This is a genomic window from Rhodanobacteraceae bacterium (assembly GCA_024234055.1).
GTDB lineage: Bacteria > Pseudomonadota > Gammaproteobacteria > Xanthomonadales > SZUA-5 > JADKFD01.
Genome location: JACKOW010000002.1, coordinates 255,174 through 267,755 on the forward strand (window position 1 = coordinate 255,174; position 12,582 = coordinate 267,755).

Annotated in this window: 10 protein-coding genes; all 10 read left to right on the forward strand. The window is 61.3% G+C overall.

Annotation, left to right across the window (positions count from 1 at the left end; genetic code table 11):
* Positions 1-427 precede the first annotated feature (427 nt).
* The 10 genes from H7A19_05445 to H7A19_05490 all read left to right on the forward strand — a co-directional run bounded on the left by H7A19_05445 (position 428) and on the right by H7A19_05490 (position 12,427).
* Positions 428-748 (forward strand): ferredoxin family protein, encoded by a 321-nt coding sequence (locus H7A19_05445; protein ID MCP5474269.1) that lies wholly within the window; start codon positions 428-430, stop codon positions 746-748.
* Between the two features lie 204 nt (positions 749-952).
* Positions 953-1,201, forward strand: coding sequence for a hypothetical protein (locus tag H7A19_05450; GenBank protein MCP5474270.1), 249 nt, complete (start codon positions 953-955; stop codon positions 1,199-1,201).
* Between the two features lie 90 nt (positions 1,202-1,291).
* Entirely contained in the window at positions 1,292-1,486 is a 195-nt protein-coding gene (locus H7A19_05455) for a hypothetical protein (protein ID MCP5474271.1), read from the forward strand.
* Positions 1,487-1,609: 123 nt separating this feature from the next.
* Positions 1,610-2,971, forward strand: a complete 1,362-nt coding sequence (locus H7A19_05460; GenBank protein MCP5474272.1) for a DUF1624 domain-containing protein — start codon at positions 1,610-1,612, stop codon at positions 2,969-2,971.
* A gap of 3 nt (positions 2,972-2,974) precedes the next feature.
* On the forward strand, positions 2,975-4,462 hold the full coding sequence (locus tag H7A19_05465; protein ID MCP5474273.1) for a glycosyltransferase: 1,488 nt from the start codon (positions 2,975-2,977) through the stop codon (positions 4,460-4,462).
* Positions 4,459-5,862 carry a DUF2029 domain-containing protein gene (locus tag H7A19_05470; GenBank protein ID MCP5474274.1) on the forward strand — a complete coding sequence of 468 codons (1,404 nt, stop codon included), beginning with the start codon at positions 4,459-4,461 and terminating at the stop codon, positions 5,860-5,862. Before H7A19_05465 ends, H7A19_05470 begins: the two co-directional genes overlap by 4 nt.
* A 9-nt stretch (positions 5,863-5,871) precedes the next feature.
* On the forward strand, positions 5,872-6,612 hold the full coding sequence (locus H7A19_05475; GenBank protein ID MCP5474275.1) for a glycosyltransferase family 2 protein: 741 nt from the start codon (positions 5,872-5,874) through the stop codon (positions 6,610-6,612).
* Between the two features lie 111 nt (positions 6,613-6,723).
* Entirely contained in the window at positions 6,724-7,923 is a 1,200-nt protein-coding gene (locus H7A19_05480) for a hypothetical protein (protein MCP5474276.1), read from the forward strand.
* A 159-nt stretch (positions 7,924-8,082) separates the two neighbouring features.
* The gene (locus H7A19_05485) at positions 8,083-9,444 is read left to right on the forward strand and encodes a M28 family peptidase (protein MCP5474277.1); all 1,362 of its coding nucleotides are present in this window, start codon (positions 8,083-8,085) and stop codon (positions 9,442-9,444) included.
* 283 nt (positions 9,445-9,727) lie between these two features.
* Positions 9,728-12,427: a DUF11 domain-containing protein gene (locus H7A19_05490; GenBank protein MCP5474278.1), complete on the forward strand. Its 2,700-nt coding sequence runs from the start codon at positions 9,728-9,730 to the stop codon at positions 12,425-12,427.
* Positions 12,428-12,582 lie beyond the last annotated feature (155 nt).

Genomic DNA, 12,582 nt, shown 5'->3' on the forward strand with positions numbered 1-12,582 from the left:
CCTGACGTCGTCCAAAAGTTGCGCTGACCAGAGGAAGCGAGAAAAGAGTTCCAGCGTTGACTTCAGCATAGAGTGTAAACGTGGACTGGCAAAGCAGGCGTGTTGGACTAGTTGGGTCGCGACTCGCTCGAAGTCGGCCGGTCAGGTTCTTTCTGTCTCCTGATTCGTACCCATCCTCATCAACGAGTAGCCCGGGTGCGTTAGGCTTGCCCGGCCTACGCTGACCGGGAGCGAACCGCCCCTGGATTCGGGCAAGCGACAGCTTACCCGGGCTGTTGATCTTGTCGCCCGCCACTGATCGGCGCAGCATCGCGGGTGTCGAGTCGGCTGGCGGCGGTGACCGACGGAAACGATCCAGTGCCCAGCCCCGATTGCAGCCAGATGCAAATGGCGGCATTGGATGTCTTGTCCTTTGGGGAGGAAATGCATGGCTCACGTGGTTACCGACAATTGCGTCGGCTGCAGGTTCACGGACTGTGTACTGGTGTGTCCGGTTGACTGCTTTTATCAACTGGACAACCAAGTTGTCATCGACGCGGAAGAATGCATCGATTGCTCCGCATGCGTAGCCGAATGCCCCGTGGAAGCGATCTACGCGGAAGACGAGGTGCCGGAGGCTTCTGCGGGTGCCGCAGAGTTCAATGCCAGCCGCGCTGTGGAGGCGAAGGATCGCGGTGAGGAGCCGATCACCTCAAATACCGGTGCGCTGCCAGGCGCAGAAGCCAGGAAAGCAGAGCTGGGCTTCTAGCGATCCTTCTCGATGGCCACTCGGAATCTGGCGGATCTTCCCGGTACTCGGGCCGTTCGGGCCTGCGCCCGCAAACGTGCCTGGGCTGATGACGTGGCTGATGGCAGGAGCGGGTGAGGGCCTTCCATCGGCCTTCAACCGCCTACACAGACCCGCCCGAAGTGATAGTCTGGTTTCGCCGCATCCGTCGCAAAGGAGCCTGGCTTGAATCGACGTGAATTCGTAATGGCGACTGTCGCTGTCGCCCTGCCCATGGCTGGCTCGACAGCCGCAGATGCTTCCGAACTGCGCCGCTATCACCAACGGGCGATGGCTGCCTGCAAGGCCAGGATCCAGCGCCTGGGTGAGCAATATGTGGCCACCGGGCGTACCGATCAGGCACTACGCGAGTGCCGAATCGTGGAAGCCAGGACTTTCGCCGCACACCATCTGGCGCTGTCCAGCCTGGTCTGAGTTGGCAATGCCTGCGGCGCGTCCCGGGTGGGAATCTCGACGCCGTGACGGGATTGCCATCGGCGCTGTAGCGGTTGGCACGCCCGGAGGTTGAAACGCCGAGTACAACTCGGCGATCCCGGGGGCTATCCCGACGCCGTGCTGGGATCGCCGACTGGCAGTTGGCGCAATCAGGCGACCCAAGTTTCCGAAGACGGTCGATCTGGTGACCGCGGACAAGCCGATCCGCGCTTCACCGGTGAGGTCTACTGGCTGATCAACGGCTATTCCCGATCAGCCCCCTGAAGGACCTGACCCCAGAACGAGCCCGCCGGGACCCCGCCATTTCCAGCGGGATTTCGGCTGGTGTGGGCCCAGGTGCGCACGCTAGACTGATCTGCAAAAGCGCCCAGGGACTGGATGGCTGACTTGCGCTCAACTGCAGCCGTTCAACGCTTCGATGCTCTGGACAGCCTGCGCTGCCTCGCAGTACTGCTGATGGTGCAGGGTCATGCCTTCTACCTGACCCTGGCCTCCGCGGACCGCAGCGCCTTCTGGTATCAGTGGCATTCCTACATACACGGCTATACCGCACCCGGGTTCATGTTCGGAGCCGGCCTCGCCTTCGGCTTCACGACCTTGTCCGATCGGATCGATCAGCATGCCCGCTGGACACCCCTATTGCGCCACCGGCTCTATCGCTACTTGAGCCTGATCGTCATCGGCTATGCCCTGCAGCTGCCGCCTCTAGCCGAGAACGCCGTCCAATGGCTGCAGAGTGACCTGAATCAGTTCGCGCGCGTTGAAGCGCTGCAGAACATCGGCGCGGCGCTCCTGTTTTGCCAACTCCTGGTGATCTTGCTGCGCAGGCCGATACCGGTGGCCGTCAGCACATTGGTTCTGGGTGCGGCGATCGTACTGTCAGGCCCCGCCGTCTCCCGAATTGCCGCCACGGAACTGGGTCCTCTGCCGCTGGCGGGCTACCTGAGCTCCGAGTTCGGATCCACCTTTCCGCTGGTGCCCTGGGCGGGATTCGTGCTCGTTGGCGTGACTCTCGGTGCCTGGTTGAAGCGGCTCGCCGCCAGCGTGCCGCTGATCCGCATCGCGGTCGCATTCGCCCTTGCCGGTGTCGTGCTCGTCGCCCTGTCACTGCAGCTGGACAAATTCTGGCCCGACGCATTCGGGCCGCATCGCTACTGGAAGGTCAGTCCCTATTTCTTCCTCAGGCGCCTGGGGTGGCTGATGATTGCCCTCGGCGCGTTGGCGGCGCTGGATGCCACCCTGCAGCGGGTGCGCGCACGCGATGGTGCGATCCGAATCTGGGTCCGCCGCGTCGGACAGCACTCGCTGCTGCTCTACGTCGCCCATCTGTTGCTTCTGTACGGCTCGCCGATCAGTCCCGGATTGGAAGTCATCGTCGCCGGACGGCTGAGCGTCTGGCAAAGTGCGGGCCTGGTAGTTCTGATATTCCTCACCCTGGCCTTGATCCTTCGGGCCTGGAACGCCCTGGAGCTCAGGCACGGGCCTCGATTTGCGCAGCTCAGGCGACTGGCGGTGGCCGTTGTGGCGATGACAGTGATGACGGCCGCAGTGCGCGCGGGTGATCGCATTCTTGCGCCGGCGGTTCGGCCGCCGTACATGCCTGTCCGTGGCGCCGTCGCCACCAACCTGCCCCAAACTCACGCAGACGATGCAATTGACCCCATGAATTCCACGGTTAAACTCGCCAAGAAGCAGGCTCGGCTCATGCGCCTCCCTGATAAAGGTTCCCAAATGGCACGAGTCTGTTAATTTATGTTGCTCGCGATCAGCGCAATTTTTTTCTCCATCCACATATTCCTGCTGACCATCCTGTGCAGCTTCGGTTTGCACCGATTATCCATGGCGGTGCGCTGGAAGCGTTATGGCAGCGCCAGCCGCTGCATTGCGGGAAGGTTCGCGCAGCTGCCGACGCTCACCATTCAGATTCCCATTTACAATGAGCGCTTCGTGGCGGAAAGAGCGATAGACGCGGCGGTTGCCATTCGCTACCCGAGAGAGAAACTGCACATTCAGATTGTCGATGATTCAACCGATGATACCAGCCAACTGATCAGCAACAAGGTGGCTTTCCACCGAGCCAATGGCATTCCCATCGATCATGTGCAGCGCAACAACCGAGAGGGCTACAAGGCCGGAGCGCTGAAGAGCGCGATGGACCACACCCGCGGCGAATTCATCGCCATATTCGACGCCGATTTTGTTCCTGCGCCCGATTGCCTGATCGAGAACATTCACCATTTCACCAACCCAAGAATGGGAATGATCCAATTTCGCTGGGAACACCTGAATCGCGCAAGCTCCAGTCTTACCGAAGCACAGGCGATCATGCTTGATGCCCATTTCGGTCTTGAACAACAAGTGCGCAGTGCCAGCGGCAAGTTCTTCAACTTCAACGGAACCGCCGGCATCTGGCGTACGCAAGCCATCATCGATGCCGGAAACTGGAGCGCCGACACCCTGACTGAAGACCTTGATCTCAGCTACCGGGCGCAACTCCGGGGCTGGGACATGGGTTATCTGAACGAGGTCGAGTGTCCGGCCGAATTGCCCGCCAACATGGCGGCATTCAAGAGTCAGCAACACCGATGGGCAAAAGGTGGCGTGCAGGTCATGATGAAACTGCTGGTCACCGTCTGGAGAGCGCCAATCACGCTCGCTCAGAAAATCGAGGCCACGTTCCATCTGTCCAATAATCTGGCCTATTTCGTGTTGCTCGTCGACACCCTGTTCTTCCTGTTGCCGTCGTTGTGGATTCGTTCGCACTATCAGCTGGTGGGCATGTGGTGGCTTGACCTGTCCTTGATCCTGGTCTCCTCTGGCGGCCATCTGGTCTATCTCTATTACGGTCAGGTGGCTTTGGGGCATTCGCGATCAAGGGCGCTCATGTATTTGCCCAGGTTGTTGTTGCTGGCGATCCAGCTGACGACGACCAATGCGCGTGCCGGATTTGAGGCTCTGCGAGGCAATGCCAGCGAATTTGTCAGAACGCCCAAGATCGGGGATATCGCCCGGCAACGCGTGATTCCTCAACACCTGCAGGCGGCGATTTACCAGGCAATCAAGCCCAAGGGAGTCATGATCGAACTATTGTTGGTAGTGATCTACGTCTTTGTCATTCTCTGGGCGATTCACAATGAGCAGTGGCTGATTGTGCCCTTCCTGATCTTTATTTGCCTGGGTTTTGCGGTGTCTTCGATGCAGTCCCTGATTCCGGACCTCAGGGAAAGATCGCCTTCATGAAGCGCCCATGGAACTGGGCGGACATCCGGGTCTGGATTTTGCTGATCAGCGTCGCCGGGATGGTCTCCAGCACGCTGTTCGCATACTATCTTTCGGCCTTGTTCAATGCCCCTGTCGACGCTGGCTTTGTTTTCCGGAAGAGCCAGATCGGTACGCTGACCATTGTCCAGTTCAGCGTGATGGCGGTTTGCATGTTGGCGGCCTGGTACGCTTGCTTCCATATCCGCAACTCGACCATTCTGGCCACCGTTGCGGTGGCTGCTGTTCTTTGCAGACTCCTGTTGCTGGGCGCGGAGCCCTACACCTCAAATGACGCCGACCGCTATCTGTTTGACGGAAGAATGGTGGTGCTCGGGCTGGACCCCTACGTGTCCAATCATGAACTACCGGAGTTGAAGGACGAGGTTGCGGCTTGGCGTCCGCCGCTGGAACATCGGCAGTATCCGACGCTGTATCCGCCGCTGGCGCTGGCAGTATTCACGGCCTGCGCGGCGGCAGGAATCGAGAAGGCGAAATGGGTCTGGAGGGTGTTGCTGCTATCCGCCGGCTTGATGACGCTGCTTCTGGGTTTCCTGACCCTCAGACGTATTGGCGCTGCCCATCATTTTCCCTTGGTGGCCTTTTCTCCCTTGTTGATACTGGAAACCGGCGTAGGCCTGCATCTGGATACCCTGTCCACCCTGGCTGTCGCCGCGGCCCTCCATGCCTGGGTAGGTCGCCGCTGGTCACTGGCGAGCGTGGCATTGGGCTTGGGAGCGCTGATCAAGATCGTGCCGGTGGTATGTCTGCTGCCGCTGGTCCTCATGCAGCGAAGTCTCAGGAGTGCTGTCGCTGCCCTGTTGCCCGGCCTGATGGTCATTGGCGGTGGCTACGGCTTGGCCCTGGCAATGGGATTCAAACCCTTGGGGAGTCTCGCTGTCTTCTTCCAGAAGTGGCGCTCAGGCTCTCCTCTGTTCTTGATTCTGGACTCGCACTTCTCTGCATGGCAGAGCGCCTTCATCTGCCTGGGGCTCGCGCTTGCTGGTTTTCTGGCAGTTTCCCTTGGTCTGTTGATGAGGCATAGGCGATTGCAGGCGGATGCTTACTACGCGCCGGCTTTCGCAATGCAAGCGGCGCTGTCCATTCCCCTGGTGCTGAGTCCAGTCATCTTCCCCTGGTACGCGATGCCCTTGGTTCCCTTGCTGGCGATGGCCCCGAATATCGCCGTACTTTCCTGGACCATCGTCTTGCCGGGTTTGTACGAAGTGCTCGATCAGTTCGTCTGCTGCGGGAACTGGTCGCCGGCCCTCTGGCCTGTCTACCTGATTGCGATGAGCTACCTGATCGGGGTGCTGCTGATCGCACGCTTCTCTCTCGGCGGCTTGTCGTCGGAATCCGCTGAATCAGCTGGCCATCGGTGAGAATGATCCATGTATCAGAGCCTTAGCGTAGCCGCGGTGATACCGGCAATGAACGAAGAGCAGGCCATCGGCAAAGTGGTGACGCAGTTGCGCGAACTGCTTGATGAGGGCTCGGTTCCGGTCATCGATGCCATCATCGTATGCGACAACGGATCCACTGACCGAACTGCCGAGCAAGCGCTGAGTGCGGGCGCTACGGTGGTGAGGCAGGCGCAACCCGGTTATGGCATTGCCTGCCTGACGGCGCTGGAGCATTTGCCCGATTGCGACATCGTGCTGTTTGTGGACGGAGATGATTCCTGCCTGGTGGCGCAGGCCATGGTACTGCTGCAGGGAGTGGCGCAGGGAGATGACATCGCCATTGGCTCGCGCAGTTTGGGCCGGCGGGAGAAGGGGGCGCTCACCATCCCTCAGCAATTTGGCAACTGGTTGGCGGCACAGTTGATCAGATGGTTGTGGGGTTACCGCCTCACGGACCTCGGACCCTTCAGGGCGATTCGTCGCGAAGCGCTGAAGCAGCTGAACATGCAGGATCAGGCTTTCGGATGGACGGTGGAGATGCAGGTAAAAGCGATCATCCACGGCATGCGGATGGGTGAATATCCGGTGGACTCGAAGGTTCGAATCGGAAAATCGAAGATCAGCGGTACCGTCAAAGGCACGGTCAATGCCGGCATCGGCATCTTGTCCATGATTGCCCGACTACGCTGGAACAGCAGGATGGCTCGCTCACCCGAGTTCCGCGGCTGAGGCGCCGGGCGCATGGACCCGGGCAGAGACACCGCCGCGATGACGGCGCCCGATGTCGAAGCCGCGATGCTCGCCGCTGAAGCGGCCGAGATTCTGCATCAGGCCCAGGCGCTGGAAGGCACGTTGCACCTGCCGGGCGTTCGTGACCACTATCGGATCCAGATCGAACGCGGCATTGCCCTCGCCACGCTTGCGCTTCCGGGCATGGATGACGAGCGCCTGCGAACCCGGATTCGACAGCGACTGGTCGTGGCCCATGCTGCGCGCGCCGAAGATGCGCGCTACGGTGCTGGACAGCTCTCACGCAGCGCCCAACGCGCGCCGACGAGAGAGGATTGCGAAGACGGTTGGTCCAAGGTGCGAGGCATCGTCGAGAATGCCAGGGCATCCGCTCTGGAGGCTCGCCGGCATGCCGACATCCTGCGCAAGCATCAGGCGGGGACTCTCGCCGTCCGGGCTGAAAGCGCGGCTGCAGCGGCTCAGCGCACCCTGGACGAGCGCAACCAGGCCTATACCTTTTTCACCGACCCCGGTTTCTCCTTTGGCGAGGGATGGTATCTGGCAGCCGCTTCACTGCTGGCGGGCGTTCAGATCCAGATCAAGGCCGGCACCCGGCAAGAGCCGCAAGCGCGGCAGTTTCTTCATGACGCCGGCCTTGGCGGGGCGATCGTTCCTTACCGATCGCGCCCGGCCAACCCCAAGCACCTGACCGACATCATTGCGCGGGCCTTCCGGAAAAATCCCGATCACGCTCAAGCTCGCTTGAGGGCGGCGTTTCTAGGAACCGAGGCACGCGCGTCCACGCTGGTCGAGTGGGTAGCCCAGCGACTGGGCCATGATCCGAACAAGAAGGTGCTGCTCTGGGTGCGTATCAGCGACCACGACGCCCACCGCAACACGGATTTCGATGAACTGCAGCAGATCGCACGCCTGGTTCTCAACGCCGGTCTCACGCCTGTCTTCTTTGGCGACGCCATCGATTCCTCGATGACGCTCGATGGCGGCATCGACCTCACCCTGTGCTGGAAATTGCCGCTGTTCCAGGGCGCCGACATGCGCCGCGCCCAGCTTCAGCTGTTTGAGGAACTCCGTCAGCACCACGGCTTGATCGGCCAGATCGGCGTCACCACCGCGGGCATGGACGGCCCTGCCCTGCTCGGATTGCCCACGGCCTATCTCAGCGCATCGCCGAATGTGCGCCTGGGTAAATGGGTGGGAGCTGTCCCTGGATACCAGGAGATCGTGCGTGGGCCGGGATACCTCGACGCGCTGGAATCGATCCTGGACCGTTGGTCCAGACCATCCACATGAGGCGGATTCCCGATTGCGGAGACCCTGCGGCTTCGTCGTGCGAATTCGGCCGTTGACCGCAGGTGGGGCCAGGCCTGGCTTTCATCAATGGTCGCGTCCGTCAGCCGTGCGCCGCCATTGCGCGCTAAGATCGCGCCTCCTGCGCCTGGAGTTTGCGGAATGAATGTGTGTCGACGCTTGCTGCTGGCCTTTGCCATGACCTCCAGTACGGCCGCGGCGGAGCCAGTGCCTACCGTGATTGTCGACATTCATGCGCTGGGTGCGGATCGCTTGCAGGCGCTGAAGAATGAGCCCTCGGTACGCTGGGCAGCCGAATTTGGCAACGAGCTGCTGCTCGGTGTGGACCCGACGCAGCTTGCAGAATGGAGCAAGAGGCCGCGGGTGCGCGATGGACTGGGCTTGCTGGCGCCGGAAGAAATCTGGGTTCGCGATCATGTGTGCGCCCATCAGGCTTTGCAGCCAGCCTTGGGCGTGGTGGGTGGTTACGAGCTGCTGCGCCAGCCCGCCAGCGTGATCCGTATCGCCGAGCGCTCGGGCATTGTTGGCAGCGCGCTGCCGGCTGACGGGGTGGTCGCCAGAGAACAGCGCAACGAGGCCCATCCCAAGTCGGCCACGGCCGTGTCATCTGCGGTGCAGAACCTGGTCAACCGGGTTGATGCCGAGCGCTGGTTCGCCACGATGAGCACGCTCGCGAGCTTCAATCGAAACAGCTTCAGTCCAGCTCTGGGCGCCGCGCGTGATTGGATATCGACTCACTTCGAGGCCACTGGCCTGGTCAGCAGCCGCTTCACGTTCACGCTGGAGAATCTCAGCAACTGCACGCCTTCACAGCCACCGATCAGCATCGACAATCCGATCGGATTCAGGCTGGGGCAGACCTTGCCGGACGAGTGGGTAGTAGTTGGCGCGCATTACGACTCGCGCAATGTAGCCCGTTGCGATGGCACGCTGGCGCCTCAGCCCGGCGCCAATGACAACGCCTCCGGTTGCGCGGGGGTCATCGAGTTGGCGCGCGTATTCGCCGATGTGGACACCGAGCGTTCGGTGTTGTTCATGTGCTTCTCGGGCGAAGAGCAGGGCCTTTGGGGCAGTCGGCGCTATGTGGAGTCGCTGCAGAGTTCGGGTGAGATCGCCAAGGTCAAGCACATGATCAATCTGGACATGCTCGGCTATGACGCCAGTGGAGCGCTGGATGCGCGCGTGGAAACCACCAGCGCGCATGTCGCCCTGCTGGGCGAGTACAGTGCCGCAGCGGCAACCTATGCGCCGGAGTTGAACATCATTACCAGCAGTGCGACCAGCGCCGGCTCGGACCATTGGTATTTCCTCGGCGCCGGCGTGCCGTCGGTGTTCACCTGGGAAAACGGCGCCAGCGTCTATCCGCATTACCACAAGGAAACCGACGTACCCGCCAACATGACCCGAGCGCGGGAGCTGGCCGGCGGAATCCTGAAGATGGACGCTGCGATGCTGGCCGAGAAGGCCGGGCTCGCCACCATGTTTGCGGATGGTTTCGAGTAGGCCCGCGCGAATCCCACACGAAGCTCGAACGATTCCTGCTTTCGCATTCTGGCGGTAGCCGCGCGAACCGATCGTGCGCGGGCCGGGATACCTCGACGCGCTGGAATCGATCCTGGATGTTTGGTCCAGCCATCCCAGGTAAGACCAGGGGCGTCGTGCCCAGCAGGTGATGATCTGAGCCCCGCATTTCAAGATCTTTCAGAGTTGCTCAAGAAGTTCAGATGATCTCGGCTGACGCTTGGTCCAGGGTGTCCGGCAACTCTGGAAGCCACAGGCATGCATCGTGAGCAAGATCTCAACCTGGATCCGCGCTTTCACCCTGTCCATCACCTGCGGGTTGCTGGCCTTGCCCGCCACCGCGGCCGTGATCACGGTGACGACCAGTTCGACACCGGGCTGCACGCTGGCCGATGCCATCCGCGCCGCCAATGCCAATGCCGCGCGCGGCGACTGCCCGGCTGGATCGGGGGCCGACACCATACGAATCGCCCCGGCGCTGATCGAGATCACCTCCGAGTTGCCGATGATCGACAGCACCATCACCATCGTCTCGGCTGACGCCGGCACCAAGACCCTGCGGCGCACGGCCGGGCAGTCCAACCAGTTCCGCGTACTGGACGTCGACAACGGCAGCCTGACCCTGCGCAGAATCGAGGTCAGCGGCGGCTATCTGCGCGGAATACTGGATGGCGGTGGCGCCGGCGTGCGGGTCCGCAATGGCAGCCTGACCCTGGACCACGCCGTCATTCGGGACAATGAATTGATCAATACCGGTGACGGCGGTGGCGGTATTCGCGCCATCAGTTCGACACTCACCATCGCCGACAGCCTGATCATCGACAATCGCATCGTGAGCGACAACGGCAATCTGATCCGGGGCGCAGCGATCCGCGTATCAAACTCGCCAGTCAGCATCACCCGGTCAACGATGACCGCCAATCATCTCGAAGGGCTGGGGGGCGTCTTCTATTTCTTCAATTCGCAGGTCAATGTCTCGGACAGCTATTTCGGGTATCGAACGAATGTCTCGACCAGCACCGCCCGGAATACCGACATTTACTTGTCCATCGCTGGAAACAGCACCGCTACATTCACGAACACCACAATGACGGAAGACCGGGGGCCCGGCGACAAACCCAGCATCTATGCCAACGACAGCGTGCTCACTTTCAGATCTTCCACGCTTGACGAGTTTGAAATCGATGTCAGCGTGGAATCGAGCAACACCGTGAATTTCATCAACACCCTGTTCCAGGGCATCTGCGTCGACGACATCACGGTCAATCAGGTGATCAGCAGTTTCTTCGAGGACGACTCCTGCACCGGTTCGGCCTCGCCAGGCGGCGTCACCCTGTTTCCTGCCGCAGACAATGGCGGGCCGACCTGGACCCAAAGGGTGCACCCGCTCAGCAGCACCATCGATGCCGGCGACAACGGCCAATGCCCGCCCAGTGACCAGCGTGGGCTCAGCCGAATCAATGGCTGTGACATCGGCGCCTTCGAGTTTGTCGAGAACGTCGATGTACAGATCGCCGTGGTGGTGCTCACGCCGCCGCCCTACCATGTCGGGCAAACCATCACGGCCAACCTGAATATTTACAACGACGGTCCCAGCGATGCCAGCTACCCGCAGATCGATCTGGCGCTGAACAACCTCAGCCTGTTGTCAGTCGACGGCGCTTGCCAGTCCATTCCCTGCCCGATTGCGGCCTTGATTGCAGGTGCTCCCTTCCGGACGATCACGGTGCAACTGACCCCAGTGTCCAGTCTGCCTGGGAATTTCACACTCACCGCGAGTGCAGGGCCGTCGGTCGTGGCCTTCAATGATCTGAACCCGGCCAACAACAGCGCCAGCGCCAGTCGCTCGATCACTGCCGCCGCCGATACCCGCATCACCAAGACCCTGCTCACGCCCGGCCCCTACTCGGTGGGTCAGACCATCAACTACCAGTTGCTGGCCGAGAACTCAGGTCCGGCCAGCGCCACCTCGGTGGTGATTACCGACACCCCCGAAGGCCTGGATATCAACAGCATCACCAACTGCAGCAACCAACCTGCCGGACCGTGCAACTTTGCCATCATCGGGCCGGGCGGATCGCTGCTGCTCAATGTGTCGGCCGAGATCACGGCCACCCGCTTCGACAACACGGCGCAGGTGAGCCAGAGCACTTTCGACCCGAATCCTGCCAACAACATCGATGATCGTTTCAACGGCGGTTCTGCCGAGGCGGCCACCGACGTCAAGCTCGCTCTGCTCAGACAATCCTCGCCACCATTCATCAATGGGCAGGTTGTCGACTATCTCGTGCGTATCGGAAACACCGGTCCGGCCCCAGCCACGGACGTGCGCATGCAGTTTGACGCAGAGAACTTCTTCGTCACCGGCGTCAGCAACAATTGCGGCCCGAATCAGCTGCCCTGCGAGATCGGCTCGCTGAGCGTGGGCCAAAGCGTTGATGTCCTGGTGCAGGGTTTGCTGCAATTCAGTGGTCCAGTCACGATCGAAGCCTCTGTCCAGGCGGCCCAGTCAGATCCCCAGCTGGCGAACAACGTCGCCAACGATGGCTTTACCGCCGTGCAGGCGGCAGACGTGCTGCTATCACTGACCTTGCTCAGCCAGCCACCGATCTATCGCGGCCAGGACATTCGCTATCGCATGAACATCAGCAACTTCGGCGGCGACGATGCCGACCAGGTTGTGATCAGCACCAGCGCCCAGAACCTGCAGATCCAGTCGGCGGTCGGTGCCAATTGCCTGAGCCTGCCCTGCACCATCGACACGCTCGGCCTGCTGGAAACAGAAACGATCGAGGTCACCGCGCAGGCGACTCAAAGCGGCAGCTTCGACCTGAGTGCAAGCGTCAGCGCCGATCAGCTGGACCCCGTACCCGCCAACAATACCGACAGCACCGGAAACAGCGGCACGGCCCTGGAGCCGACGAACAACTTCATCTTCGCCGACGGTCTTGAGTCACCGCAATGATCGCTGGGCTGGCTTCATCAAGGCACTGCGGCAGCTGTGTTAGCGTTGTCGCGGGATCGCAAGACAAAGGCTTTGGCCGATGGTTGACGACATCGCCGGGGATCACGGCTCCCGCCTGGGCCGACAAGGCTCAGCCGCTGAACGGCGAACCGGCT

Bases quoted from the DNA above. Each gene is read 5' to 3' on its own strand.
- H7A19_05465 (MCP5474273.1), top strand. From the start codon at position 2,975: ATGTTGCTCGCGATCAGCGCAATTTTTTTCTCCATCCACATATTCCTG.
- H7A19_05485 (MCP5474277.1), top strand. From the start codon at position 8,083: ATGAATGTGTGTCGACGCTTGCTGCTGGCCTTTGCCATGACCTCCAGT.
- H7A19_05445 (MCP5474269.1), top strand. From the start codon at position 428: ATGGCTCACGTGGTTACCGACAATTGCGTCGGCTGCAGGTTCACGGAC.
- H7A19_05475 (MCP5474275.1), top strand. From the start codon at position 5,872: ATGTATCAGAGCCTTAGCGTAGCCGCGGTGATACCGGCAATGAACGAA.
- H7A19_05470 (MCP5474274.1), top strand. From the start codon at position 4,459: ATGAAGCGCCCATGGAACTGGGCGGACATCCGGGTCTGGATTTTGCTG.